Genomic DNA, 22,567 nt, shown 5'->3' on the forward strand with positions numbered 1-22,567 from the left:
CAAGGCCTGAACGTGTCGTGATCCTGACGCGCCGGTTCGGCTTGCTCGCATCACCACCCGGCTCTAGAGAGCGGCCTTGACTTAGCGACGGAATCCCATGGCCTTCACCCGCACCTATGATGGCGACGAACCGGTTCGCGTGAACAAATGGCTGGGCCAGACAGGCGTGTGCTCGCGTCGCGAGGCCGAGAGCCTCATCGCCGAGGGACTGGTGTCCATCGACGGCGAAACCATTCTCGATGCAGGCCGCAAGATCGAGCCGGGCCAGACCCTGACCTTGAACGACACCGCCCAGGCGTCGCTGGCCTCCGGCATGACTCTGGTTCTGCACAAGCCGGTCGGCTACGTCTCCGGCCAGCCGGACCCCGGCAAGATCCCCGCCGTCCGCCTGCTGAAGACGCCCAATCGCATCGGCGAGGGCGAGACGCCGGCGCGCGACGCCTCCCTGCCCCCGATCGGCCGGCTGGACGAAGACTCACGTGGTCTGTTGCTGCTGTCGTCGGACGGGGTCGTGGCCAAGGCGGTGATCGGGCCGGCGTCCGAACTCGACAAGGAATATCTGGTCGTCGTCGACGGCGTGATCACCGAGGGCAAGCTCAGCCGCCTGCGCCACGGCCTGGTGCTGAACGACAAACCGCTCAAGCCGGCCCGCGTCACCCAGATCGAGCCTCAGCGCCTGCGCTTCGTCCTGACCGAGGGCAAGTATCGCCAGATCCGCCGCATGTGCGAACTGGTAGGGCTGGAAGTCGTCGACCTGTATCGCGTCCGCATCGGCCCGCTGGAGCTGGGCGACCTGCCCGAGGGCCGGTGGCGGCACCTCACCGATCAGGAACGCTCAGCCCTCATCGCCGCCTCGACGGCTAGTCCAACGTCCTGAACCACCGGTCCAGCAGTTCCGCCTCGGCGCGACGCGCCTGGGTGCGTTCTGCGGCCTCGGCGTCCACGCCCCACTGTTCCTCCTGAAACAGTTCGTCGATCCGAGACAGGTCGAACGCGGCGCCGCCCTTCAGCGCGCCCTGCTCCACCGCCAGAGCGAGCACCGCCGACCCCAGCAACGGCACAGCCGTCGCCAGCCCCGTCAGGCGGAAATCGTCCATAGACAAGGCGTGCGCCTTCACCCGTGCGATGGCCTCGGGCGACTGCGGCCGATGCACAATGCCGGCGACCGACTCCAGCGCCACCCCCATCTCGCGCGCCGCCCAGTCGCGCCACGGCCCCCATTCTCGCTGCTGGCGCTCGACCAGCGGCGTCGGATGTTCGGCCAGATAGCAGACCACGTCCGACCCGGCGTAGGCGGCGACCTCGTCGGCCACCGGCTCTCGCGCGTGGCCGATCCGGTCGATGGCGGTCGAGGCCAGACGAGTCGCCGGCATGGTCGAAGGTTCGAGGATCTCGTTCTGTGCGGCCCATTCGTCGGCGACCAACCGTGCGGCGGCCTGGGTCGGCAGCACCAATGGCGCCTTGGCCGGCGTCTTAGGCGTCCGTCCGTCCAACAACACGGCCCAGCCGCCTTCTGAATGCGGCTCGACCGAGACAGTGGTCCAGAAGCGGCGCACCGTCTCCTCGGTCTCGCGGAATCCCTTGCGGGCGGCGACCATGGGATCGAGCGGGGGAATATGGCTCATCGAATTCTCTTCACGCCCAGGAAGGGATCGTCTTCCGCCTCGTCCTCTGAGAAGCCGAAGTGGGCGAAGCCGGCCTTCATTTCAGGGCTCAGGGGCGCCGTGACCTTCAGCACCCCGCCGCGCGGGTGATCCAGTTCGATGCTTCGGGCATGAAGCTGCAGCTTCAGAGGCCCGGACAGCTCCCTGGATTTCTCATCGCCATATTTGGGATCGCCCAGGATCGGGTGGCCGATCCCGGCCATATGAGCGCGCAGCTGATGGGTCCGGCCGGTGAAGGGGCGCAGGGCCATCCACGAGGCGCGGTGCGAGGCGCGCGACACCGTGCTGAAGGCCGTCTCGGCCGGTTCGGCCTTGGGGTCCTTGCGCTCGGCCGGGCGCATCATCTCGAAATCGTTGATGCCGGTCTTCTTCAGCGGCATGTCGATCTGGCCCGAATAGGGTTTCGGATTGCCGATGACGATGGCCCAATAAGTCTTCTTGGCCTGGCGACGGGCGAAGGCGCCGGCCAGCCGTTTGGCCGCCTCAGGCCCCTTGCCCAGCAGCAGGACGCCCGAGGTGTCGCGGTCCAGACGGTGGACCAGGCGCGGCCGGTCCATCCCCTCGCCCCAGGCCGACAGCAGGCGATCGACGTGACGGCTGGTCTTGGTCCCGCCCTGAACCGCAAGGCCGTGCGGCTTGTTGATGGCGATGACCATGTCGTCCTCGTAAAGGACCAGCGACTTGGCGAAGGCGATGTCGCGTTCCGACAGGGTGTGCAGATCCCCGGCCTGACGCGAGGTGTCATCCGGAATCGGCGGCACGCGCACGGCGGCGCCGGCGGTCAGACGGCCTTCCGGCTTGATGCGGGCGCCATCCACGCGGATCTGGCCGCTGCGGGCCATCTTCTGCACCTGGATGTTGGACAGGTGCGGCCAGCGGCGGCGGAACCAGCGGTCCAGCCGGATGCCGTCCTCATCCTCGGCGACATAGATGGTCAGGACTTCACGCTTGGGCGCGTCCTCAATGGGGGGCTGGTCGGTCAAAGGGCGGCTCCAAAGGCGCGGCGGGCGACCATCAGGCCGATAAACAGGGCGGCAACGGCCAGGACCACCGATCCGACCACATAGGCGGCGGCCAAGGCGTAATCTCGGCGCTCGATCATCATCACCGCCTCCAGCGAATAGGAGGAGAAGGTGGTGAAACCGCCCAGCACGCCGACGGCGGCGAACAGGCGGATCGTCTCTTGTTGCGCGCCGCCCTTGAAGGCCAGCCAACCGACCAGCAGCCCCATGGCCAAACCGCCCAGGACATTGGCCGCGAAGGTGCCCATCGGCCATGTGGCGTTCGGGGCCAGCCGGGCGGCCAGAAGGCCGAGGCCGAACCGGGCCATGGAGCCCAGGGCTCCGCCGGCGGCGACGAGAAGAAACCGTGTCATGATCCGGCGCTATATACGCCGCCGACGCCGAAAGCGAAGCCTCCCGCGCCGTCGCGTGTCTCTGACCGAAACTTCACTTGCCCTCGGGCATGGTTAACGGCGATATCCGAGGCAGCCTAGTTCAGGTCGGGGACGTACGTCATGTCGCAGGAAGACAGCCAGAGCCCGGTGATCGCGCCAACGATGACGCCGCCGCCCCCCGTCGCCGAACCGGAACCGTCGGCCGTTGAGCAGCCGCACGACCTGGCCGAAGCCCCCGCGGGGGCCCCGCGCGCGGCGCCGCCGACGCCGACGCCCAGCGACACCCCCGCCATATCGGACGAAGGGGTTCTGCGACCGATCCAGGAAAGCGACTACTTCACCCTGGACAACGAGGCGATCGCGCGCATCTCCGCCAACATCGACCTGTATTTCAACCAGCCCCTCGACATCTTCCCGTTCTGGGAGAACGAGAAGAAGCCTGATCGCTTCCATGTCCTGTTCTCGCGCCAGATCGAGGAGCGGTTTCCGGCGGACCGCGACATCCGCGGCCGGGTTCACGCCTATGGGCGGCGCATCTTCCGGGCCCTGTGCGTCCATGTGGGGATCAAGCGGCTGACCCAGGCCCTGGCCCTGATCGCCTTCGCCGTCCTGGCCGAGATAGGGCCGACCCTGTTCGCCGAATGGGCGGGCGGCCAGCCGGCCGGCCTGGGGTTGGGGGTGCTGGCCATGCTCGTGACGGGCGGGATCTTCTTCGGCGTCTCAACCATCCTGTTCATCCAGTACCGCTTCCGGCTGGAGAACGACTCCTATGAGCTGTCGCGCGAGATCGTGCAGCGGACGCGGGAGTTGCAAAACCTGTTCACCAACGCCCGCGCCCTGTCGGACCAGGCCGAAACCACCTACCAGATGGACGGCAAGGCCTGGGGTCAGCGCGCCCTCTATCTGACGCGTCTGGTCATGTGGATCGGCGCCCGGATGGAGTATCTGGAGAAGTTCATCCAGATGGAGCTGTGGCGCGTGCGGCGCGAACGCTACTGGATGCGCTGGTTCGGGCGGATCACCACGCCGGCCGTGCTGGTGATCTGGCTGATCTTCTTCATCTTCTTCCCCGCACCGGCGGCCAATGAGATCGGCTTCCGCATCCTTCAGATCATCGCCGTCCTGCTGGCCGGCGGCGTGTCCTGGCTGTCCTATTTCCGCTGGCAGACGCCGGCCGACGCAATCCAGGACAAGCTGGGGGCCGAGGGCTGGGTCCGCTATGCCTCGCTCGACGTGGACAACACTGTCGGCGACCAGGTCCGGCGCGACAAGGAACGGCTGGTCGAATATCGCGCCCTCACGAGAGGGCGCTGATCAGCGCGGGATGGAGGCTTGCACCGACCGGGCGTCATAGGCGTTCGGACGGTCGGGCTTTGCGCCCCGCCCCATGACGATCTCCAGCGAGGTCGAGGTCGGGCTCGGCCCGCTGAAGTTCAGGCCCAGGCCGACGCCGACGCCCGAGGCGGAATAACCGCCATACCGGCTGGAGCCGCCGCCGATGGAGACGCTCGGTCGCACCCCGCCTGCGCCGCCGGGACGACCGTCGGTCCAGCTCTGGGTCACCTCGAACCAGTCATAGCCCTGGTCGGTCGTCAGGTCGGCCGCCCGGACCAGGGCGTAGTCCGCCACAGCGCCCGGCGCGCCGACGCCGTTGTAGGTGACGCGATAGCGGTTCGACTCGATCCGCTGCTCCGAATACCCCTGCCCGCCCGGCGCGCGCTGAGCGCCGTAGGGGGCCAGGCTGGCGCAGGCGGCCAGGGCGAGGGTCGAGGCGGCGAGGCTGAGAATGGCGAGGCGCTTCATGGCGTTGTCTCCCTTTGACGGAGATAGCGTTGCTTGAGCCGGAGCGTTCCGTCTAGAGGCCCAGCGCGGTTCGCAAGCCCGCGAAATCGGAGGGCGGCGCCGCCTCCACCGTGGTGGTCCCGCCCTCAGGATGAGGAAAGCTCAGCTTAAAAGCGTGGAGCATCAGGCGCGGCGCCGGCCCGACCAAAGTGGTCAGAGCGCCGCCATAGCGGACGTCCCCGATCAGCGGACGGCCCAGATGCGCCATATGGACCCGCAACTGGTGCATCCGCCCCGTCAGCGGCTCCAGCTCGACCACCGCGCCCTGATCATTGGCGGCCAGCGTCCGATAACGGCTCTGCGAGCCCTGCGCCCCGGGCGCGTCGAAGGCGACGACCCGCATATAGGACTCGCGCCCGATTTCCTCGCGCCGCAGCGGGGCGTCGATGGTCCCGGACGCCGGCTCCGGCGCGGCGGACAGCAGGGCCAAATACTGTTTGCGGAACCGCCGCATCTGCAACGCCTTGCCCAGGAAACCCGCTGCCGGCTTGGTCTTGGCCGCCAGGATGACGCCCGAGGTGTCGCGATCCAGCCGATGCACAAGCTCCGGCCGCTTGCCGTTCGACCGCGCAAAGGCCCACAGCAGATCGTCCAGCGTATGGGCCTGGATCCGCCCGCCCTGGCTGGACAGGCCGGACGGCTTGGAAAAGGCGATCACATGATCGTCCTCGTGGATCACCCACGACCGGACGGCGGCGATCTCATCCTCAGACAGGGCGACGGGCTGGCGGGAGGTCATCGGGGGCTTCTAGACGTTTCGTCGGCAAAAATCCGAGTCCGGTTTCATATCCCTGCCGTACGACGCATCAGACCTCGTCTTTCAGAAGCCATGGCGGATTGACCCGATTATCGCCTGCAAAATACAAACAGATTCGATTGCCGTCCGGGTCTCGCAGCCACGCCTCTCGCCACAGCCAAGCCTGATCGACGGGATCGACATCAAACGCCAGACCTGCCGTCTTTAGAGCCGCGACGCGCTCATCCAGATCCTGGCATTCGAAATAGACCGCTGTCCCGTTCGTTCGCCCGTCTGATGCGAGATGGATCGAGAAGGTCGCGCCGCCTGAACACAAGAAGCGTGCGTAGTGGGGGCTGGAAACGATGAGGGTCAGACCCAAGGTCTCGTAAAAGGCGCGCGCCGACGGGATGTCCGCGACCTGGACGGTGACCTGATTCAGATTCATGTCTGGTCCGCTGCTTCGCCCGCCAGCCGCGCCCGCATCTCCGCCCAGCGCTCCAGCCGCGCCTTGACCTTCTCCTCATGCCCCTCACCCTTGGGCTTGTAGAAGGTGCGGCGCTCCATCTCGTCGGGGAAGAAGTTGGCGCCGGAGAAGCCCTCGGGCGTGTCCGGATCGTACTGATAGCCCTTGCCGTAGCCCAGCGACTTCATCAGCTTGGTTGGGGCGTTGCGGATATGGGCCGGCGGCGTCAGCGAGCCCGTCTCATAGGCCGCCTTCTTGGCCGCCTTGAAGGCTTCGTATACGCCGACGGACTTGGGCGCGGTGGCCAGGTGGACCACGGCCTGGGCCAGGGCCAGTTCGCCCTCGGGGCTGCCTAGGAAGTCGTAGGTGTCCTTGGCCGCATTGGCGACCAGGATCGACAGCGGATCCGCCTCGCCGATGTCCTCGACCGCCATCCTCACGATCCGCCGCGCCAGATACAGAGGATCCTCTCCCCCGTTCAGCATCCGCGCCAGCCAGTATAGCGCCGCGTCCGGGTCAGACCCCCGAACCGATTTATGCAGAGCGGATATGAGGTTGTAGTGTTCTTCTCGCGACTTGTCGTAGGCGGGCGCGCGACGCTGCAACACGGCCGCCAGCCCCTGAACATCCAGTATTTCGCCTTCAGCCAGGTCGAACAGCACCTCGGACATGGTCAGCAGATACCGTCCGTCGCCATCGGCCAGGGCTAGCATGGCCTGACGCGCCTCGGGCGCCAGCGGCAGCGACCGCTCCATATGCGCCTCGGCCCGCGTCAACAACTGATCCAGCGCCGCATCGTCAAGCCGCTTCAGCACATAGACCTGCGACCGCGACAGCAGCGCCCCGTTCAGCTCGAAACTGGGGTTTTCGGTCGTGGCCCCGACCAAGGTGACGACCCCGGCCTCGACGAAGGGCAGGAAGCCGTCCTGCTGGGCGCGGTTGAACCTGTGGATCTCGTCGACGAACAACAGGGTGCTTTGGCCCGCCGCCCGCCGCATCCGCGCCGCCTCGAATGCCTTCTTCAAATCGGCGACGCCGGAGAAGACGGCGCTGATCGACTGGTATTCATAGCCCGCCGCCTGGGCCAGCAGCCGGGCAATTGTGGTCTTGCCGGTGCCGGGCGGCCCCCACAGGATCATCGAGCCCAGCCGCCCCGCCTCGATCATCCGCCGGATCGGCCCGCCGGCGCCCAGCAGATGATCCTGGCCCACCACCTCGTCCAGCGTGCGCGGGCGCAGACGGTCGGCCAAGGGCGCGTCGGGCGGCAATATGCCGGAGGCTTCGAAAAGATCGCTCATTGCGACCTATGTAGTCGTGCCTAAAGCGGTTTTCACCCGTTAGTATGGGTCAGCGCTACAGAGATCGATCATGACCGACGCCCATCCGAACCAAGGCCCCACCTCAGGCCTGACCCCGCACCTGACGATTCCGTCGCGTGGAGCCTCGGCGGCCATCGATTTCTATATCATCGCCTTCGGGGCCGAGGTGCTGGATCGCCGCCTGGCCGACGACGGCGAGCGGCTGATCCACGCCCATCTGAAGATCAATGGCGCCAGCCTGATGCTGAACGACGAGTTCCCGGAATACACCGGCGTTCAGGACGTGCGGCCCGCCGGCGTGACCCTTCACCTGCAAGTCCCCGATCCCGACGCCTGGTGGACCCGCGCCATGACCGTCGGCGGCGCCGAGCCCGTCATGGACATGGCGGACCAGTTCTGGGGCGACCGCTACGGCGTCCTGCGCGACCCCTTCGGCCACACCTGGTCGATCGGCGGACCGAAGGACTGAAGTCTCAGAGCGCCTTCACCCGCGTCACAGCCCAGGTGAGGGGCAGGCCGACCAGGACCATGATCCCTAACAAGCCCAGCATTCCGCCCCATTCCGACGGAAAGCGACTCTCGGCGAGCAGGAAGATCGAAATCATCGCGAAGCCCAAAAATAGAGCCTGAGATTTAGGGACGACGAGTTCTTTCCCGCAACCGACACAAGCGAACGGCCTGCCCAATCCAAACTGGGTCTTAAAAAACGGGACACGGGTGTTGCAGTGCGGGCAGGTCGGGCCAATGGGCATCAGTTGCAAACCACGGTGTTGGAGCGGGCGACGTTCTGACGTCGAAGGGCGCGCCGACGGGAGTCGCTAAGCCATTCGCCGCGCCTGTCGGTCCGGTATTCGACCATTGTGTTCGGCAGGCAGGATTTCGCCATCGTCTCCTCGACCAGCCAAGCCTTGGTGCGCGCGTCCGCGTCCGCCAGTTCACCGTCGAGGCGTTCAACGCTCAAGGAGCCGGCTTCTCGGTACATAAGCCAGCCGGGATTGATCCCGTTGCGCGCGATGAAGTCTCGCTGACGGTCCGCAATCGGTCGGAGATCGACCCCAGCAGCGGCCATTCCGCCGTCCGGGACAAGGTGTCGCGAGATCAGGCCGGGATCGATACCGCCGTGGATCACGATCACCGCGCCCGGTTCGACAATCAGTCGACCCGCCAAAGGCAGAAAATAGTTGGCGCAGGACGAGTTGCACTCGCCCTTCACCGTCATGGTCAGCCGCCGCCCCTCGAACCTTTCAGCGATACGCATCGCCTGATCCGCCGAGCCCCCACGACTGGTCAGAACCAGTTCGGTGGTCGCGGGAGCGAAACGGCTTTCGACGCAAGCCGTCATGGCCGCATCGATGGGGCCGGACAGAACAAACGTCCCCGGTGTGGCCTGATGGCACAGCTCGCCACGCGGGGCGGCCTTGACGCCCCCCACGCCCATAGGCGCAAGAGCAAGAACCGTCGCACAGGCCAGACCAACCCCGCGGTTCACGCCCCCTCCTCCACACTTCGCCACGACCTCAGCGAGCGGATCGCCAATCCAAGGTAATCGCAGGAGGGCGGAGAGCAAGCCTTCTTAACGCAGCACGCCCCTGATCTGGCGGCCCCCGCGATTGATTACGACCTCCCACGGCCCGCGACCAGCACTGGCGGCTTGGGCGTCGCTTGCCGTGGCGATCTGACGGCCATTGATGCTGACGAGCAGATCGTTCTGACGGAAGACGCTCGCAGCGTAGCCCCGTCCCGAAACCCCCAGCACGACCACGCCGGTGGCGAAAGGATCGCCGCCCAGGCGATCCGCCAGCGCGGGACTGAGCTGAGCCACCATGGCGCCTTGCAAGGGTCCCTGCTGGACCACTGTACCTTGCTGGGGATCGGCGTCGCCCGGCAGGGTCTGGACGCGCGCGGTCAGGGTCTGGGCCCGGCCGTCGCGCAGCACGGCGACCTGGACCTGGTCGTTCGGATTGCGGGAACCGATGCGGTAGTTCAGCCCGTTCTGGTCGTTGATCTCCTGACCGTCCACGGCCGTGATCACGTCGCCCTGGCGGATGCCGGCGCGGGCCGCGGGACCGTTGGCATAGACGTCGGTGACGACCAGCCCCTGCGGCCGGCTCAGGCCCAGACTGCCGGCGATGTCGCCGGTGACGGTGTCGCCCTTTACGCCCAGCCAGGGTCGGACCACGGCTTTGGCCCCGCCCAGGGCGCTATCGACCACCCGTTTGACCATGGCGGCGGGCACGGCGAACCCGACCCCGGCCGAAGAGCCCGAGCGGGAGAAGATGGCGGTGTTGATGCCGATCAGATCGCCATCCATGTCGACCAGCGCCCCGCCTGAGTTGCCGGGGTTGATAGCCGCATCGGTCTGGATGAAGGAGCCGCTGTCGGAAATGCCGGTCTCGGTCCGGTTCAGGGCCGAAATGATGCCGTTGGTCACGGTCTGGCCCACCCCGAAGGGATTGCCGATGGCCAGGACCAGGTCGCCGACCTGCTGCTCTTCCTGATCGTCGATGGCCAGGACCGGCAGGCGGTCGCTGACGTTCTCCAGCCGCAGCACGGCGATGTCGCTGCGCTCGTCGGCCAGAATGACGGTGGCGGGAAACTCGCGCCGATCATTCAGCACGACCTTGATCTGCTGGGCGCCCTGGATGACGTGGTTGTTGGTCACCACGATCCCGTCCGAGCGGACGATGACGCCCGAGCCCACGGATTCGGCCACCCGCGCTTGGGGAATGCCCCCACCGAAGAATTGGAAGAAGGGATCGGCCTGAACCCGCTGCACGCTGCGGGCCGAGATATTGACCACGGCGGGCGCCGCAGATCGCACCACAGGGGCGAAGCTGGACTTCATTCCCGCCGCGTCGCTGGGAGCCGTGCGCGTCGGCTGGGCGAACTCGCCCTCCTGGGCCTTGGAATTGGTGGGGTTGCCGCAGGCCGACAGGGCAAGGGCGGCGGCGAGCACGATCGGTCGGGTCTTCATCATCATCCGAGGATTTCAGGCTTAAAGCCCCGCCATACCGCACGCCTTTTCAGGCTGGATCAAGGCCGCGTTGCGGCATCAACCGACAAGCTTTCCCGCAACCCCGCCTGACCGGTCTGGATCAATCCCGCGCATAATCTCTTCACCGTCGTGACGGCGAGGAGCAACGAGGGTTCAGACGCGTCCGGTCTTTCTCAGCAGTCGATCCCGGGCTGCATTGACGCGGGTCGCCAGACCCTCCGTGCCGCCCGCATCTGGATGGGCTCGCCCCATAGCTTTTTTCCACGCGGCGCGAATCTCGGACTCGCTCGCGTCAGCGCGGACGCCCAGCACGGCGCGGGCGTCGGCTTCGCTGATCGGTTCCGATCTGACCATGGGCCGCATGCGCGACGCCCAGGCCAGGTAAAGCCCGGCCGCCGCGAGCACAGCCGCCCACAACCAGGCGCCACGAAACGCCGACAGCGCGCCTCCAGCCAGCAGCACCGATCCCAGCAGGGTCGCGGTGACGCGCCAGTGGGCTCGTCCGCGTCGCTCGGTTTGACGCCCCAGCCGCACGAGGGCCCAGACGGCGATCGCCGCCAGCGCCAGCCAGATCAGGCTCATGGCCTCATCCAGCCCTTCAGGCCGCCACGTCCAGAGGGCTCAGCGCCTGTTCCAGTCCCATGGCCTTCATCAGGTTGCGCAGCTCCTGGCGCGCCGCGACGTGGGCCAGAGACACCGCGACCGGCCGCACCTCGTTGGACAGGTCGGCGACCGTCAGGCCGAACGGGAACAGTTCGCGATAGATGACCCGGTCGCGCAGGCCCGGCCCGACGCGGAAACCGACCCGTTTGGCCAGCTTGTTCATCCGCTCTTCCAGGCGTTTGCGGTTGCGCGCCTCGGCCACGGCCAGGCGATTCGTCACCACCAGCCAGTCGATGGTGGCGTTCCGGCCCTGGCTGATCGCCCGGACCTTGCGCGCCTCCCAGACGCTTTCGGAATAGATTGAGGGTTTCAACAAATCCAGCGTCACCGGGTCCACTTCGCCCAGCAGGTCGAAGTCGACGAAACTGTCGTTCATCGGCGTCACGATCTGGTCGGCCCGTGCGTGGGCGGCGTTGGATACGGCGGTGTCGCCGCCGGGCGTGTCGATCAGTATGGCGTCCACACCGGCCGCCGCCGCCTCGTCGAAGGCGCGGTCGAAGGCGGCGATCTGCTCGTCCACCCCGGCCCGCGCCAGGGCCTTGCCGTCGCCCATGTCAGGCATGAACGGCTGGGGCAATTCCTGCTTGTTCGCCGCCAGCCAGGCCAGCCGGTTGGTGAAGAAGCGATGCATCGACCGCTGGCGCAGGTCCAGGTCAATCACCGCCACCGAGCGGCCGGCATGCAGCAGACCGGTGACGATGTGGATCGCCAGCGTCGATTTGCCCGCCCCGCCCTTCTCGTTGCCGAGGACGATCACGTGAGGCTGCGTCATGAGGGAATCCTCTCTGGCGGCCGGGGCGACTCAAACCTGCCCAGCCTTTAGAGGCCAAGACTCTGCGTCCTGACGCCAAAGGTCAACGCGGAGTTAACGCATACCTGTGGACTGCAAGGCCCCGACCGTCTCAGCCGGCGCGGCGGCACCATGGATCCGCCACCTGGGCGGCGGCGCACAGGGCGGAGGCCGCCTCGTTCGGGATCGGCCCGACCTTCAGCCGGGTCAACATCCGGCCGTCGACATCAATGGTTTCGAACACTGGAGACAGACGCGAAAGCGCATCGCCGGCCTTCAACCGGCTCCAGGCCGCCCGCGCCCCGGCTTCACTGGAATAGGCGCCCAACTGGATCATCCGCCCCTCTCCGGTCGCCCGGGAGCGGACGACCGCCGGTCGAAGCCTGGGCGTTTCAGGCGAGGCCGCAAGGGTGTCTGCAACAACCTCAGCCGCCGCCCGCCGAACGGCCGGCTCCGCCTTGGCCACGACGGCGTCCCGCAGTCCGTTCGTCCGGACCCCGCTCGCCTCCGTCACGCTGATCAAGCCGTCACGGGCGTCCCACATTTCATGCGGGGTCATCAGCGCGACCTTCATGGGCGAGAATTTCGCCGGCCGCAGTCCCTGCGCTTCGGCGGACCGACGCGATGGGTCGCCGTGTCGCACGGACTGGGGATCCATCGGCACATCGATCGCTGCGACATGCTCCGCCATCGTCTGGAATTGATGGCGATCGCCCTCGACTGCTCCGCAACCCGCGAGGGCCATGGCAAGGACGATGAGAACTGGACGGGTCGCTTCGCGTGGCGTCATAAGCACCACCCTAATCGCCAGGGTTTGAAGTCTGGTGCACCGACACGCTTAAGCCACAGGGTTAACCGATTCACCATGACAGCGCCTTCATCCCTCCCCGTCGTCCGCAGCGTGGCGGATCTGCGCGCCGTGGTGCGCGACTGGAAACGGGAAGGTCTGATCGTCGCCTTGGTTCCAACCATGGGAGCCCTCCACGAAGGCCACCTGACCCTGGTGCGTGAAGCACGGCGGCGCGCGGATCGGGTCGTGGCCTCGAACTTCGTGAATCCCGCCCAGTTCGCACCGACCGAGGATCTGGCCCGATATCCCCGTCGCCCGGATGAAGACGTGCGACTACTGGCCGGCGCGGGCTGCCATCTGATGTTCGCGCCGACGCCGGAAGAGATGTATCCCCCAGGCTTCGCGACCAGCATCGCCATGACGGGCCCGGCCCTGGGTCTTGAAGGCGACTTCCGCCCTCAAATGTTCGGCGGTGTGGCGCTGGTCGTGACTAAACTGTTTAATCAAGCCCAGCCGGACATCGCCGTCTTCGGCGAGAAGGACTATCAGCAACTGATGGTTATTCGGCGGTTTGTCCGTGACCTGGACTTGCCGGTCGAGATCATCGCCGCTCCGACCCATCGCGACGCAGCAGGCCTGGCCCTGTCCTCGCGCAACGATTACCTGTCCGAAGCCGAGTTGGTTGTCGCCCGCCGCCTGAACCAGATTCTGAAGGACGCCGCCGCCGAAGCCGCCGCAGGCCGGCCGCTGCCGGGCGTCGAGCGTGAGGCCTACGCCGCAATCCTGAAGGCCGGCTTCGAACGGATCGACTATGTCGCCGTCCGCCGTGCAGAAGACCTGTCGCCATTCCGTGACGGGATTGTCGACGCTCCGGCTCGGATCCTGGTCGCGGCCTGGCTGGGCAAGACGCGACTGATCGACAACATGGCCGTCTGAGCCTGCAAAAAAAGGCCCGGCGCGGGCGCCGGGCTTGAAAAAGTTTCGGTGATGGTGCGTCCCAAATAGGGACAACATCGTCCTTCGACCGCTTCGGTTAACGCCGCCTTAAGAGCCCCGATCCGGCAGCCAGGTCGTCTGACGCCCGCTGGGTCCGGTCGGCCAGGTCAGTCTCCACCCCTGGCCGGCACGGATCGGCGTAAAGTCGGACTGGGTTCCGAAACCTGGAAAGGAGAAGCGATCGGCGCCGACCTGAATCACGGCCGGAGCGCCGCCCGGGGCCGCGGCGCGCCATCGCCCTCCGCTTTGCCCGACCACGACCGCGCGAACCCCATCGACCATGACGGTCGGCGCCGGCCCCGAGACCCAACCCGACATGATGACGGCCGAACCGTCGGAATCCACGGCGTCCAGTACGCCCCGGCCGTCCAGCCGCACCGTCGGCTCGCCCGGGGCGATCAGGACCATCGGTCCTCCCCCCCCTCGAACCAGAACAAGACTTTGGGCCGAGGGGGCGGCGTCTTCGCCGACCTGCGTCTCGGGCGTCAGCCGGGTGTCTCCGAACGCGGCTGGAACACGCAATTCGAACAGACCCGAAGAGTCTGCGCCGACCGCCACCGCCGCACCATCCGCCCCGCGCAGGACGACCCGCGCATCGGCCCCGGCACGCCCTCGCACCAGAACCGTTCCACCCTCGCGGGCGGCGCTCTCGATCAACGGAGGCCGCGCCCAGGCAGACCCCTGGGCGGGCTCCACCGGCCGCGCTTCTCCGTCTTCTGCGGAAGAGCAACCGGCCAGACCTGCAGACAGACTCACGAACAGGGCTGCGGATACAGTGGCTCTGGCGATGATCCGGCGTTTCATCCTTCGTCCTGACGATATATGGCTGACGCCGCAGCGGTTCGGACATCTGTTAACTCGACCGTCGCCGGTTTGGCCATGGCCGTCCGCGCTTTACCATCAGTTCGAGGCCTCATGTCCCTGCCCCCCGTTGCGATCGAACCGTTCGACGGCCCATCCGTCTGCCTGTTCTGCGGCTCTTCCGACCGAGCTGACCCCGCCTATACAAAGGCTGCCCACGCCTTCGGCAGGGCGACGGCGCAAGCCGGCTGGCGGCTGGTCTATGGCGGCGGCGGCGTTGGACTGATGGGCGCCTCGGCGCGGGGGGCGCACGAGGCCGGCGGCCGCGTCGTCGGCATCATGCCCGCATTCCTGCGCAGCCGCGAACGCCTGTTCGACGAGGTCGAGACCGTCGTCGTGACCTCCATGCACGAGCGCAAACAGCTGATGTACGATCAGTCAGACGCCTTCGTGGTCGCGCCGGGCGGCATAGGAACCCTGGAAGAGGTCGTGGAGTTGCTGTCGTGGAAGCGGCTGGACCTGCATCAGAAGCCGGTCGTCTTCCTCAATCTGAACGGCTTCTGGGACGGCTTCTTCGCCCTGATGCGCCATAGTGTCGAAGAGGGCATGACGCCCGCCGACTTCCTGGACGCCTGGACCGTCGCCGATACGGTCGAGGAGGCGATGGTTCAGATCCAGGCCAATGACGGCGCAACCGAAAGGAAATATGATCGTCGATAGGTTATCGCTGCTCATAAATATTTTCCGGGTCGGGTTGACAGTTTTTATCGAAAACTGACATTGGCCGCGACGGCACGACGCCGTTCTTCAATCCGGAGAGTTATGATGCGCGTCCTGCTCGTCGCCGCAGCCTTGTTCGCCGCCGCCCCTGCGATGGCCGAAGCCCCCGCCGCCACCCGCCTGACCCTGGCCGACGCCGCCACCGCGCCCGCGCGCGCCACCATCATCGACGGCGCGCGCTGGTCCTGCGAAGGCGCGACCTGCACCGCCGCTGGCGGAACGGAACAGCCGGCGACGCGCGCCTGCCGCCGCGTCGTGCAGAAGTTCGGCCGCGTGACGGCCTTCTCCTACAAGGGCGTCGCCCTGAGCGCCGACGAACTGGCCGTCTGCAACGGTTGATCCAGGTCGAGGCGGCTTAGGCCGCCTCGCCTTTCAGACGCCGCTGTAGGGTCTCACGACCGATCAGCGGCGCCATGGCCGCCATGTCCGGCCCATGCGCCTGCCCCGTCAGCGCCAGACGCAGCGGCATGAACAGCGCCTTGCCCTTCGCGCCGGTCTCGGCCTTGACGGCGTTGGTCCAGGCCGACCAGGCTGTCTCGTCGATCACTTCAGGCAGCAGGGCGGCGGCGGCGTCGATGAAGGCGGCGTCCTCGATCACCGGCTGGATCGGGCCACGCACGATCTTCGCCATTTCAACCACATCGACGAACTTGTTCAGATTACCCCGGACGACCGACCAGAAGGTTTCGCCCAGATCGGCGTCCAGCGCCTGTAGGCGCGGCTCGGCCGTGGCATAGTCCATGACATGCAAGGCCTGTGCGTTCAGCCGGTCCAGGTCCGCCGTGTCATAGCGCGCCGGCGAACGCCCCATCTTGGTGAAGGCGAAGCTGGCGCCCAGAGCCTGGACCGACTCCCCGACTTCCAACGGATCGGAGGTGCCGATCCGGCCAAGGTGGCTGGTGATGGCGATCGGCTCATAGCCCTGGTCGCGCATGTCGCTGATCGACAGTGAGCCGAGACGCTTGGACAGGGCCGCGCCGTCGGCGCCGACCAGCAGCGGCATGTGTGCGAAGCCGGGGACCGAGGCCCCGAGCGCCTCGAAGATCTCGATCTGCGCGCCGGTGTTGGTGACGTGATCCTCGCCCCGGATGATGTGGGTGATGGCCATGTCGATGTCATCGACCACGGACGGCAGGGTGTAGAGGAACAGGCCGTCCTCGCGGATCAGCACAGGGTCCGACATGGAGGCGGAGTCGACCTCGGCATGGCCGCGCGCCAGGTCTTCCCAGGCGACCCGCTTGCCTTCCAGCTTGAACCGCCAATGGGGACGGCGGCCCTCCGCCTCGTAGGCGGCCTTCTGGTCTTCGGTCAGTTCCAGAGCGGCGCGGTCGTAGATCGGCGGCAGGCCGCGCGACAGCTGCACCTTGCGACGGCGGTCCAGCTCGTCGGCGGTCTCATAGGCGGGATACAGCCGGCCCGACGCCTTCAGCTTGGCGGCGGCCTCCTCGTAACGGTCGAACCGCTTGGACTGGTTGTAACGCTCGTCCCACGGCATCCCCAGCCAGGTCAGATCGTCCTCGATCCCCTGTTCGAACTCGGGCGTGGAGCGCGCCAGGTCGGTGTCGTCGATCCGCAGCACGAACGACCCGCCCTGCCCCTTGGCGAACAGCCAGTTCACCAGGGCGGTGCGGACATTGCCGACGTGCAGCTTACCCGTGGGGGACGGGGCGAAACGGACCTTGACGGACATGGGAGACCACCTTGAAAGCGAGGCGGCTAGGTCGCGCCGCAACCGGGCGAAGTCAAGGCGTGGATTGGATTGCCACCGCCGTCATGATAGAACTCAAGGCGTCATGAACGCCCCCGTGCAAATCCGAAAGCCCGACGTCGCCGAACGACTGCGCCAACGCGCCAAGAGCGAAGGCAAGTCGATCACCGAACTGGTGGAGACGATGCTGGACGAGCGCATTGCGGCGGACGAGGCTCGAGCCTCCGACGACAGGGAGAATCGTCGCGCGGCGGTCGAAGCCATCTTGGCTCGCGTCAGCGCGATGCCGAGATTGGCGACATGGCCAACGGACGACGATTTTTATGATGAGGACGGCCTTCCAAAATGATCGTCGTCGATGCGTCGGCGTTGGTCGCCATTTTGGCCGGAGAGCCGGAGGCAGACGCTTTTCTGAAGTTGCTGATTGAAACGCCGTCGTTGTTGTCACCGCTCGGGTTTTGGGAGACGACAGTCGCCGCACGCCGCGTCCTAGGTCCCGACGGCCAGCAAAGCCTGCTCGCGCTGATGGACGCTCTTCGCATTGAGATCACTGCCGCAGGCGGAGAGACGGCGCGGATCGCGGTGGAGGCCGAGACAAGGTTCGGCAAACGCACGCCAGCCAGGCTGAACCTGGGCGACTGTTTTGCCTACGCCCTGGCCAAGGAGCGAAACCTGCCTCTGCTCTACAAGGGCGACGACTTCAGCCAGACAGATCTGACCCCGGCCCTGCCCGTCTGAGATCAGTCGTCGCGGTGGACGCGTTCGCGGCGTTCGTGGCGTTCTTGGGCTTCGACCGACAGGGTGGCCGTCGGACGGGCCTCGAGACGTCCCAGACCGATCGGTTCACCGGTGTCCTCGCAATAGCCGTACGACCCGTCCTCGATACGACGCAGGGCGTCATCGATCTTGGAGATCAGCTTGCGCTGACGATCCCGGGTGCGCAACTCCAGCGCGCGATCCGATTCCGACGACGCCCGATCCACCAGATCGGGGTGATTTTCGGTCTCGGCTTTCAGATTGACCACCGTGCCCTTGGACTCTCGAAGGATGTCGTCCTTCCAGTCCAGCAGCTTCTTCTTGAAATAGGCAAGCTGCCGTTCATTCATGAACGGCTCGTCGTCGGACGGCCGATAAGGACCGGTTTCGTCGGACACAACGGACGCCAAAGCGTTCATCGCACTCACGCTCTCTAAGCACGCCCCCCTGTGGCGTATGGGCCGTATAGTCAGCCTTAAGAGTCGCGGCAACGGCGTTCGCGATTCCGTGATCATGAATGGACGACACGCTGCGGCTGCGTGACATTTGGCGCGCAGTTTGGGCGCTATATCCTGAAATATCGGAATTTTCGGCGTCAGGCGCCGCCGCGACGAAGTTCAGCCTTGGCCAGTTCCACCGAGGCGCGCAGGTCAATCTGATCGAGCAGGGCCTTCAGGTCCGCGTCGCCGTCGTCGGGGCGGTCTTCGCGCAATGTTCGTGCAAGTTGCTCCAGCGCGACGCTATCGCCGTCGCCGTCGCCGGACAGCAGGGCCAACTTGATCTCGTCCAGCCGATCCAACAGTCCCGCGCCACGCTTCACGGCGCGGCGGCGTTTCTCCAACGGCCCCTCTACGCCTTGCAGCGCCATCAGGGCCGAGACGTCGGACACGGCCGAGGTTGCAGCGGCCGCTGAGGGCGCGGTCGGCGCGGCTGCGGCGCCGGCTTGGCCCAAGGAAAATCCGCTGGCGGCGCGCGCGGCCTTGCCCCCTGTCGGGGCGCTGGGCCCAGTCGTCCCGGTGACCTTCATCGGAGGATGCTCCCGCTCATGGGACCATCCTTGGCGAACGGAATGACTGTTTGGTTAACGCCCCGGCAAAACTTGCCGCTGGGCTGACGAAAGCGCCGCATTTAACAACATGTTTTCAGTGACTTGTAGTTCGGCACGATCCTGGCATCAGGATAAATGACACGCCGCCTGGGACGTCTGACCGATGCAGAATTTGCTTGCCCGCCTCGCCGCGCCTTTCGCCGCCGCCGCCGCCCTGGGAGCCGTCTCCTCTCCGGTCCTGGCGCAGTCGCGAATCAAGGACATCGCTGCGGTCGAAGGCGTTCGTGGCAACCAGCTGGTCGGCTACGGCATGGTCATGGGCCTGAACGGCACGGGCGACTCGCTGCGCAACTGCCCCTTCACCCGCCAGTCGCTCGAAGGCATGACCGAGCGCCTCGGCGTCAATATCCGCGGCGCCAACGCCAACACCAAGAACATGGCCGCCGTGATGGTCTCGGCCGAACTGCCCGCCTTCGCCACGCCTGGGTCGAGGATCGACGTCAATGTCTCGTCCATGTGCGACGCCAAGAGCCTGTTGGGCGGGTCGCTGGTGGTCACCAGCCTTCAGGGCGCCGACGGCCAGGTCTATGCGGTCGCCCAGGGTTCGGTGCAGACAGGCTCCGTTTCGGCCTCGGGCGGATCGGGCTCATCGGTGACGCGCGGCGTGCCGACAGCCGGCCGCATCGCCTCGGGGGCCTCGGTCGAGCGTGAGACCGGTTTCCAGATGGCCAATATGAACGAGGTGCGCCTGAACCTGCGCAATCCTGACTTCACCACGGCCCAGCGCGTGGCGGCGGCCGTCAACGCCGCCTATCCCGGCACGGCCCTCGCCGAGAACGGCACCGTCGTCGCCTTGCGCGCGCCCGGTCAGCTGGGCATGGCGGGTTTCATCAGCCGGGTGGAGAACCTTCCCGTCACCGTCGACGCCCCGGCCAAGGTGATCATCGACGAGGTCAACGGCGTCATCGTCATGGGCGACGCCGTGCGGATATCCCGCGTCGCCATCGCCCAGGGCAATCTGACCATTTCGGTCGACGAACAACCCTTCGTCAGTCAGCCCGCCCCCTTCAGCCAGGGTCAGACCGCCGTCGTGCCCAACACCCAGGTCAGCGTCGAGGAAGACCTGGGCACCCAGATGCGGTTCGTCGGCGGGGGGACCAGCCTGTCCACCGTCGTCAACGGCCTGAACGCTCTGGGCGTGAGTCCGCGCGACATGATCAGCATCCTGCAGGCCATCAAGGCGTCGGGCGCGCTGCAGGCCGACATCGAGGTGATGTAGACATGGGCGACCTGACCGTTTCGGCCGACCTGATCCGCCCCGTCCAGGGGCTTGCGACGGGCGTGGCCGGCGACAAGATGAAGGAAACGGCGGAGGCCTTCGAGGCGTCCTTCCTCTCCCAGATGCTGAAGCCGATGTTCGAGGGCCTGTCCACGGACGGCCTGTTCGGCGGCGGCCAGGCGGAGGCGACCTGGCGCAGCTTCATGTTGGACGAGATGGCCAAAAAGACCGTCGCGTCCGGCGGCATCGGGCTCGCGGGTCCGGTGATGGACGAAATGCTGAAGATGCAGGAGAAGGTTCAGTGAACGAATCCGACCTCGCCGGCGCGCGCGTCCGCCAACTGCTGGGACTGACGCGAAGCTTGACCGACCGCCTCGCTGCGGAGACCCGCGCCTTCGAAGAAGGACGTCCCCGCGATGTGGCCGCAAGCTTGGCCGCAACCCAGGAGATGGCGAACCTTTATCGTCGCGACTCCGGCCACGTAAAGGCCGATCCCAGCCTGCTGGCCGGCGCTCCCGCTTCCGACAAAAAGGCGCTGGTTGAGGCCACCCGCGTCTTCGACGACGTTTTGTCCCGTCACGCCCGGGCGGTAGAGGCCGCTCGTAAGATCTCCGAGGGCCTGGTCCGCGCCATCGCCCATGAGGTCGCGGCCGCCCGGGTTCCAGCTTCGGCCTATGCTGCAGACGGTCGAGCCGCTCTCGGCGACGGTCGCGCGGTGGCTATTAACCGCAAGGCCTGAGATCGTAATCGACGCAGGATTAAAACGCCGCCGATGTTGCCGATTTTTTAAGCGCCGCCATGGTTTCTGGCGGCATGTCGATGACTGCTCGCCTTCTCGGTCTGTGTTTCGCGTCCTCCGACGCGCTGGTCGAAATCGACGCCCAGGGCGGCGTAGTTTTCGCGCTGGGCGCCGGCCCCTTGCCCGGGACGGACGCCGGCGCTCTTTGGATTGGCAAGCCGCTATCGACCCTCCTTCATCATGGCGACGCCACCCTGCAGGCCCTGCTGGCGACCAAGCCGGGCGGCCGAATGCCCGCCACGCAGATACTGATCGCGGCCGGACCTGATCGGGTCCGGCGTGCGTCGCTCCGCGCCTTCATCCTCCCCCAACTCGCGCCGGCCATATCTTGCGCCATCTCCTATGAAGGTCCCGCGATTGCGGTGGCCGATATCGAGACCTCGCCTCTTGTCGACGCCGAGAGCTTCCTGAACAATGCGGCCAGCATCGTCGACGGCGGGGCGGGCCTTTCGCTGGCTTTTCTGGACATTCGCGGGTTGGAAGATCTGGCAGGCGAAGTCGCCGAAAAGGTGCAACGCCGCATCGAGGCCACGCTCCAGTCGGCCGCCGTTCGGGGCTCTTCGGCCGCTCAGATCACGCCGGAGCGCTTCGCCCTGCTCCGTCCCAGCAGCGACACGCGTGATCTGGCCGCAGAAATCATTGAGGCCGGGCGCGCCGAAGGGGTTGATCTGGACGCCGAATCCTTCGGCGCCGGCGTCCCTGACGGGTCGGACAGCCTGTGCGTACTCCGCGCAATGCGCCACGCCATAGAAGGCTGTCTCAAGGACGACGGTCTCGCCAATCCGCAGGTCGCCTTCTCGGAATCGCTGAAACGCACCTTCCGCGAGGCCGAAGCCTTCCGCAGCGTGGTCAAGTCGCGTGAGTTCCAGGTTCACTACCAGCCCATCGTACACCTCGCCACGCGCTCGGTGCACCATTTTGAAGCCTTGGCCCGCTTCAACGCCAGCAGCGGCCCCGCCAACGCCATTCGCATGGCCGAGGAACTGGACCTGATCGAATCCTTCGACCTCGTGGTCGCCGAGAAGGTGTTGAAGCGAATGCGGGCGCCGGGGGCCGGCCTGCTGAAGATGGCGATCAACGTGTCTGGCGCCTCGCTGAGTGATGATTCCTATGTCGAGCATCTGTTGCACATGACCGCAGGCTCGCCGACCGAGCGCAAGCGGCTGATCGTGGAGATCACCGAGACCTCGGCCCTGGCCGACATCGAGGCCGCCAACCGACGTCTTGCGGGCCTGCGCGACGCAGGCATCAAGGTCTGTATCGATGATTTCGGCTCCGGCGCGGCCTCTTATGACTATCTGCGCAAGCTGTCTGTCGACGCCGTCAAGATCGACGGCTCCCTGGTCCGCGACCTCGAGGCGGACGATGTAGTCCGCAACATGCTGCGCAATATCGTCGAGTTGAGCCGGTCGCTCAAGCTCGACACCATCGCCGAGATGATCGAGACCGAAGGGGTCGTGGCGGAACTAAAGGCCCTGGGGGTCGAATACGGGCAGGGCTGGCTGTTCGGTAGGGCCGAAGCCGAGCCCCGCACCCAGCTCGTGGAGGCCGCTCCCGTGCGACGCCGCGGCGCCGTCGAGGCCTGGGGCTGACAAATCCCGCGTTACGCCCGCATCCGAATCTGAATACCCGCGTTGTCGGGGTGCTGATCATTCGGAGGGTTGATTATGGCGAAGTGGGGAAGAGTTCTGGCAATGGTGGCGTCCGGCGCCGCGGTTTGGGCCATGGTGTCCGGCGTC

The 22,567-nt window shown here is 66.4% G+C and carries 29 protein-coding genes; 12 read left to right on the forward strand and 17 right to left on the reverse strand.

Going from position 1 to position 22,567, the window contains the following annotated elements; genetic code table 11:
- The first annotated feature begins 97 nt into the window (after positions 1 to 97).
- Entirely contained in the window at positions 98 to 877 is a 780-nt protein-coding gene (locus ACVPT3_RS10710) for a pseudouridine synthase (protein WP_492040877.1), read from the forward strand.
- On the opposite strand, the gene ACVPT3_RS10715 is transcribed toward ACVPT3_RS10710, so the two are convergent.
- Genes ACVPT3_RS10715 through crcB form a run of 3 tightly spaced genes read right to left on the reverse strand, consistent with a single transcriptional unit; the run spans position 861 to position 3,039 of the window.
- Positions 861 to 1,625 carry an ATP12 family chaperone protein gene (locus tag ACVPT3_RS10715; protein ID WP_492040878.1) on the reverse strand — a complete coding sequence of 255 codons (765 nt, stop codon included), beginning with the start codon at positions 1,623 to 1,625 and terminating at the stop codon, positions 861 to 863. The genes ACVPT3_RS10710 and ACVPT3_RS10715 overlap by 17 nt on opposite strands.
- The gene (locus tag ACVPT3_RS10720; protein WP_271163940.1) at positions 1,622 to 2,647 is read right to left on the reverse strand and encodes an RluA family pseudouridine synthase; all 1,026 of its coding nucleotides are present in this window, start codon (positions 2,645 to 2,647) and stop codon (positions 1,622 to 1,624) included. The genes ACVPT3_RS10715 and ACVPT3_RS10720 overlap by 4 nt, the downstream gene beginning before the upstream one ends.
- The gene (crcB, locus tag ACVPT3_RS10725) at positions 2,644 to 3,039 is read right to left on the reverse strand and encodes a fluoride efflux transporter CrcB (RefSeq protein WP_492040879.1); all 396 of its coding nucleotides are present in this window, start codon (positions 3,037 to 3,039) and stop codon (positions 2,644 to 2,646) included. The genes ACVPT3_RS10720 and crcB overlap by 4 nt, the downstream gene beginning before the upstream one ends.
- A 141-nt stretch (positions 3,040 to 3,180) precedes the next feature.
- On the opposite strand from crcB, the gene ACVPT3_RS10730 reads away from it, so the two are divergent.
- Entirely contained in the window at positions 3,181 to 4,374 is a 1,194-nt protein-coding gene (locus ACVPT3_RS10730) for a hypothetical protein (protein WP_492040880.1), read from the forward strand.
- Here ACVPT3_RS10730 and ACVPT3_RS10735 read toward each other — a convergent pair whose 3' ends face one another.
- From ACVPT3_RS10735 to ACVPT3_RS10750, 4 genes are all read right to left on the reverse strand, one after another.
- The gene (locus ACVPT3_RS10735) at positions 4,375 to 4,863 is read right to left on the reverse strand and encodes a CC0125/CC1285 family lipoprotein (RefSeq protein ID WP_492040881.1); all 489 of its coding nucleotides are present in this window, start codon (positions 4,861 to 4,863) and stop codon (positions 4,375 to 4,377) included.
- A 52-nt stretch (positions 4,864 to 4,915) separates the two neighbouring features.
- Positions 4,916 to 5,641: an RluA family pseudouridine synthase gene (locus ACVPT3_RS10740; RefSeq protein ID WP_492040882.1), complete on the reverse strand. Its 726-nt coding sequence runs from the start codon at positions 5,639 to 5,641 to the stop codon at positions 4,916 to 4,918.
- A 67-nt stretch (positions 5,642 to 5,708) separates the two neighbouring features.
- Positions 5,709 to 6,086 (reverse strand): VOC family protein, encoded by a 378-nt coding sequence (locus ACVPT3_RS10745; RefSeq protein WP_492040883.1) that lies wholly within the window; start codon positions 6,084 to 6,086, stop codon positions 5,709 to 5,711.
- A complete protein-coding gene (locus ACVPT3_RS10750; RefSeq protein ID WP_492040884.1) occupies positions 6,083 to 7,402 on the reverse strand; it encodes a replication-associated recombination protein A in 1,320 nt (439 codons plus the stop codon). Before ACVPT3_RS10750 ends, ACVPT3_RS10745 begins: the two co-directional genes overlap by 4 nt.
- Positions 7,403 to 7,472: 70 nt before the next feature.
- On the opposite strand from ACVPT3_RS10750, the gene ACVPT3_RS10755 reads away from it, so the two are divergent.
- Positions 7,473 to 7,892 carry a VOC family protein gene (locus ACVPT3_RS10755; RefSeq protein ID WP_492040885.1) on the forward strand — a complete coding sequence of 140 codons (420 nt, stop codon included), beginning with the start codon at positions 7,473 to 7,475 and terminating at the stop codon, positions 7,890 to 7,892.
- Positions 7,893 to 7,896: 4 nt separating this feature from the next.
- Here ACVPT3_RS10755 and ACVPT3_RS10760 read toward each other — a convergent pair whose 3' ends face one another.
- The 6 genes from ACVPT3_RS10760 to ACVPT3_RS10785 all read right to left on the reverse strand — a co-directional run bounded on the left by ACVPT3_RS10760 (position 7,897) and on the right by ACVPT3_RS10785 (position 12,430).
- On the reverse strand, positions 7,897 to 8,184 hold the full coding sequence (locus tag ACVPT3_RS10760; RefSeq protein WP_492040886.1) for a hypothetical protein: 288 nt from the start codon (positions 8,182 to 8,184) through the stop codon (positions 7,897 to 7,899).
- On the reverse strand, positions 8,175 to 8,912 hold the full coding sequence (locus ACVPT3_RS10765) for a hypothetical protein (protein ID WP_492040887.1): 738 nt from the start codon (positions 8,910 to 8,912) through the stop codon (positions 8,175 to 8,177). Before ACVPT3_RS10765 ends, ACVPT3_RS10760 begins: the two co-directional genes overlap by 10 nt.
- An 84-nt stretch (positions 8,913 to 8,996) precedes the next feature.
- A complete protein-coding gene (locus tag ACVPT3_RS10770; RefSeq protein WP_492043812.1) occupies positions 8,997 to 10,397 on the reverse strand; it encodes a Do family serine endopeptidase in 1,401 nt (466 codons plus the stop codon).
- A gap of 174 nt (positions 10,398 to 10,571) precedes the next feature.
- Positions 10,572 to 11,000 (reverse strand): J domain-containing protein, encoded by a 429-nt coding sequence (locus ACVPT3_RS10775; RefSeq protein ID WP_492040888.1) that lies wholly within the window; start codon positions 10,998 to 11,000, stop codon positions 10,572 to 10,574.
- Between the two features lie 16 nt (positions 11,001 to 11,016).
- Positions 11,017 to 11,853 (reverse strand): division plane positioning ATPase MipZ, encoded by an 837-nt coding sequence (locus tag ACVPT3_RS10780; RefSeq protein WP_492040889.1) that lies wholly within the window; start codon positions 11,851 to 11,853, stop codon positions 11,017 to 11,019.
- A 130-nt stretch (positions 11,854 to 11,983) separates the two neighbouring features.
- A complete protein-coding gene (locus ACVPT3_RS10785; protein ID WP_492040890.1) occupies positions 11,984 to 12,430 on the reverse strand; it encodes an SPOR domain-containing protein in 447 nt (148 codons plus the stop codon).
- 306 nt (positions 12,431 to 12,736) lie between these two features.
- Between ACVPT3_RS10785 and panC the strand changes: the two genes are divergently transcribed.
- Complete coding sequence (gene panC, locus ACVPT3_RS10790) at positions 12,737 to 13,597, forward strand: pantoate--beta-alanine ligase (RefSeq protein ID WP_492040891.1); 861 nt, start codon at positions 12,737 to 12,739, stop codon at positions 13,595 to 13,597.
- A gap of 108 nt (positions 13,598 to 13,705) precedes the next feature.
- Here panC and ACVPT3_RS10795 read toward each other — a convergent pair whose 3' ends face one another.
- Positions 13,706 to 14,461, reverse strand: coding sequence for a hypothetical protein (locus ACVPT3_RS10795; protein WP_492040892.1), 756 nt, complete (start codon positions 14,459 to 14,461; stop codon positions 13,706 to 13,708).
- Between the two features lie 111 nt (positions 14,462 to 14,572).
- Here ACVPT3_RS10795 and ACVPT3_RS10800 point away from each other — a divergent pair, with 111 nt between their 5' ends.
- The gene (locus ACVPT3_RS10800; protein WP_492040893.1) at positions 14,573 to 15,178 is read left to right on the forward strand and encodes an LOG family protein; all 606 of its coding nucleotides are present in this window, start codon (positions 14,573 to 14,575) and stop codon (positions 15,176 to 15,178) included.
- A 102-nt stretch (positions 15,179 to 15,280) separates the two neighbouring features.
- Positions 15,281 to 15,577 carry a DUF8200 family protein gene (locus tag ACVPT3_RS10805; protein WP_492040894.1) on the forward strand — a complete coding sequence of 99 codons (297 nt, stop codon included), beginning with the start codon at positions 15,281 to 15,283 and terminating at the stop codon, positions 15,575 to 15,577.
- Between the two features lie 16 nt (positions 15,578 to 15,593).
- Here ACVPT3_RS10805 and gltX read toward each other — a convergent pair whose 3' ends face one another.
- Positions 15,594 to 16,928 carry a glutamate--tRNA ligase gene (gene gltX / locus ACVPT3_RS10810; protein ID WP_492040895.1) on the reverse strand — a complete coding sequence of 445 codons (1,335 nt, stop codon included), beginning with the start codon at positions 16,926 to 16,928 and terminating at the stop codon, positions 15,594 to 15,596.
- Positions 16,929 to 17,031: 103 nt separating this feature from the next.
- Between gltX and ACVPT3_RS10815 the strand changes: the two genes are divergently transcribed.
- Together ACVPT3_RS10815 and ACVPT3_RS10820 are read left to right on the forward strand one after the other, a co-directional pair.
- Positions 17,032 to 17,295: a type II toxin-antitoxin system VapB family antitoxin gene (locus tag ACVPT3_RS10815; RefSeq protein ID WP_492040896.1), complete on the forward strand. Its 264-nt coding sequence runs from the start codon at positions 17,032 to 17,034 to the stop codon at positions 17,293 to 17,295.
- Entirely contained in the window at positions 17,292 to 17,684 is a 393-nt protein-coding gene (locus ACVPT3_RS10820) for a type II toxin-antitoxin system VapC family toxin (RefSeq protein WP_492040897.1), read from the forward strand. The genes ACVPT3_RS10815 and ACVPT3_RS10820 overlap by 4 nt, the downstream gene beginning before the upstream one ends.
- 2 nt (positions 17,685 to 17,686) lie before the next feature.
- Here ACVPT3_RS10820 and dksA read toward each other — a convergent pair whose 3' ends face one another.
- The gene (gene dksA / locus ACVPT3_RS10825; protein ID WP_492040898.1) at positions 17,687 to 18,121 is read right to left on the reverse strand and encodes an RNA polymerase-binding protein DksA; all 435 of its coding nucleotides are present in this window, start codon (positions 18,119 to 18,121) and stop codon (positions 17,687 to 17,689) included.
- A gap of 176 nt (positions 18,122 to 18,297) precedes the next feature.
- Complete coding sequence (locus ACVPT3_RS10830) at positions 18,298 to 18,729, reverse strand: flagellar assembly protein FliX (RefSeq protein ID WP_492040899.1); 432 nt, start codon at positions 18,727 to 18,729, stop codon at positions 18,298 to 18,300.
- Positions 18,730 to 18,913: 184 nt separating this feature from the next.
- Between ACVPT3_RS10830 and ACVPT3_RS10835 the strand changes: the two genes are divergently transcribed.
- From ACVPT3_RS10835 to ACVPT3_RS10850, 4 genes are all read left to right on the forward strand, one after another.
- Complete coding sequence (locus tag ACVPT3_RS10835; protein ID WP_492040900.1) at positions 18,914 to 20,029, forward strand: flagellar basal body P-ring protein FlgI; 1,116 nt, start codon at positions 18,914 to 18,916, stop codon at positions 20,027 to 20,029.
- A 2-nt stretch (positions 20,030 to 20,031) separates the two neighbouring features.
- Positions 20,032 to 20,334: a rod-binding protein gene (locus ACVPT3_RS10840; protein WP_492040901.1), complete on the forward strand. Its 303-nt coding sequence runs from the start codon at positions 20,032 to 20,034 to the stop codon at positions 20,332 to 20,334.
- Complete coding sequence (locus tag ACVPT3_RS10845; RefSeq protein ID WP_492040902.1) at positions 20,331 to 20,768, forward strand: flagellar basal-body protein FlbY; 438 nt, start codon at positions 20,331 to 20,333, stop codon at positions 20,766 to 20,768. Before ACVPT3_RS10840 ends, ACVPT3_RS10845 begins: the two co-directional genes overlap by 4 nt.
- 80 nt (positions 20,769 to 20,848) lie before the next feature.
- Complete coding sequence (locus ACVPT3_RS10850) at positions 20,849 to 22,420, forward strand: EAL domain-containing protein (RefSeq protein ID WP_492040903.1); 1,572 nt, start codon at positions 20,849 to 20,851, stop codon at positions 22,418 to 22,420.
- Positions 22,421 to 22,567: the final 147 nt, after the last annotated feature.

The organism is Brevundimonas sp. FV1ps31S (genome assembly GCF_058681265.1).